This is a genomic window from Lachnoclostridium sp. MSJ-17, from assembly GCF_018918205.1.
GTDB lineage: Bacteria > Bacillota > Clostridia > Oscillospirales > Acutalibacteraceae > Ruminococcoides.
In genome coordinates, this window is the sequence record NZ_JAHLQB010000124.1 from 1 (window position 1) to 1,662 (window position 1,662).

General features: G+C 43.6%; 4 protein-coding genes. 1 reads left to right on the plus strand and 3 read right to left on the minus strand.

The features are described from left to right. Positions 1-118: 118 nt before the first annotated feature. Genes yidD through rpmH form a run of 3 tightly spaced genes read right to left on the minus strand, consistent with a single transcriptional unit; the run spans position 119 to position 882 of the window. Positions 119-334 (minus strand): membrane protein insertion efficiency factor YidD, encoded by a 216-nt coding sequence (yidD, locus tag KQI64_RS10270; protein WP_216524663.1) that lies wholly within the window; start codon positions 332-334, stop codon positions 119-121. Next, a complete protein-coding gene (rnpA, locus tag KQI64_RS10275) occupies positions 331-687 on the minus strand; it encodes a ribonuclease P protein component (RefSeq protein WP_216524664.1) in 357 nt (118 codons plus the stop codon). Before rnpA ends, yidD begins: the two co-directional genes overlap by 4 nt. A 60-nt stretch (positions 688-747) precedes the next feature. Continuing rightward, entirely contained in the window at positions 748-882 is a 135-nt protein-coding gene (gene rpmH, locus KQI64_RS10280) for a 50S ribosomal protein L34 (protein WP_216524665.1), read from the minus strand. A 631-nt stretch (positions 883-1,513) separates the two neighbouring features. On the opposite strand from rpmH, the gene KQI64_RS10805 reads away from it, so the two are divergent. Beyond that, positions 1,514-1,662 (plus strand): DnaA N-terminal domain-containing protein (locus tag KQI64_RS10805; RefSeq protein WP_301282438.1); only part of this gene is annotated, 149 nt, incomplete at its 3' end.

Here is a 1,662-nt window from a genome sequence, read left to right on the forward strand (position 1 = left end):
TGGTAAATGCAATAATCGCGAGTCCGAAGTTCTGAAATACATAGAATGCAGCCCACAGCGCATCGCCGAGGAAGTTACCGAGAAAACCGAAAATTTGCATATAAAACCTCGCTTAATTTCATTTTTCAGGGACAGGGTCGTACCCGCCCTTGGAAAAAGGATTGCAGCGCAGAATACGCCACAAGGTCAGAGCACCGCCCTTTAGCGCTCCGAAGCGTTCAATAGCCTCAAGTCCGTACTGCGAACAGGTGGGATAATACTTGCAGTGGGCACGGGTATAAGGAGATATTGCGGACTTGTAGAATTTTATCAATGCGATCAAAACTTTTTTCATGTCGAACCCCGGTCATTCAATAATCCTGCCTGTTTCAGGTGGTATCTCATAGCCTTCTCAACATCCTGCGTCTTGACGTGCGGAGTTTTTGCCCTCGCAACAAAGACAATCTCGTACCCGCTTTTGATTTCGGGATAAAGACTGTCGTAAGACGCTCTGATAACTCTTCTCGCCCTTGAACGCCTGACAGCGTTGCCAACCTTTTTTCCTGTGGTGATTCCGTAGCGCGGCGGCTGCCGTCTGTCCCTCATCCTGAGCACGTACGTCACAAGCACGGGACTGACATAAGACTTTCCTTTTCTGTACAGTCTGGAAAACGTGCTGTTTTCCTTAATAGTCGCATATCTTGGCATTATAAGCCTCCAACCGTCTCCGCAACAAAAGAAAGACCACATTTAAAAGTGGCCTTTTCTTTAGTAAGACAACCTTTTTCTGCCTTTAGCTCTTCTTCTAGCCAATACTTTTCTGCCGTTGGATGTGGACATTCTCTTTCTGAAGCCATGCTCCTTCTTTCTGTGAAGCTTCTTAGGCTGGTATGTTCTCAGCATACTTAAAACCCTCCCTTCAAAATATAACCTTGCAATATAGCATTATACCTTATTTTCCGCGGTTCGTCAAGTAATTTATTTCGCATACCGAAAAATTATTTTTCTTTTATTGCACTTTTATAACGAAGCTTCCTGCCGCTCACCCGGTTTATTAATTTCACCCTGAGCTTTCAACATACTTTTGCACACCGCTTTTGCGATGTTTTACGTCAAAAACCGCGTTTTCCACATTCTTCCATACTCACAGGTTAATAATTTAACAAGTTGGTAGTGGTTAGTGGGTAGTTGGTAGTTGGCAGTTGAATATAAATCGGGTGCGGGCAGCGCCCGCCATTAACTACCAACTAATAACTACTAACTACCAACTATATATAATAGTATACGGAACTTGAAAACCGCTCTGCTTAAAATACTTGCAATTTCCGAACAGAAGTTGTATAATAAAATAGAATGATTATTAATGTGGGGAAATTTGCGAAATGAGTAGAACAGAGAGAATTTTCCGACGTTTTTGTGCCCGAACAGCTTTTCGGACACAGAGTAATTTTTCGCTTGCAGAGCCGATAAACACCGTTTTTTCGGCATACCGGCAGTCGGATTCTCCCCTATAGGAAAGGAAAGACAAAAGCTTATGAATTCATTTAACGACGCGTGGGAGCTTATCTGCTCCTACTGTCAGAACAAAATCACCGAGGTTGCCTACAACACATGGATCAGCCGCATCAAGCCGCTGAATCTCGATTTTGACAGCAACACGGCGTATCTGATAGTTCCAAACGA

Bases quoted from the DNA above. Each gene is read 5' to 3' on its own strand.
- rpmH (WP_216524665.1), bottom strand. From the start codon at position 882: ATGCTGAGAACATACCAGCCTAAGAAGCTTCACAGAAAGAAGGAGCAT.
- rnpA (WP_216524664.1), bottom strand. From the start codon at position 687: ATGCCAAGATATGCGACTATTAAGGAAAACAGCACGTTTTCCAGACTG.
- yidD (WP_216524663.1), bottom strand. From the start codon at position 334: ATGAAAAAAGTTTTGATCGCATTGATAAAATTCTACAAGTCCGCAATA.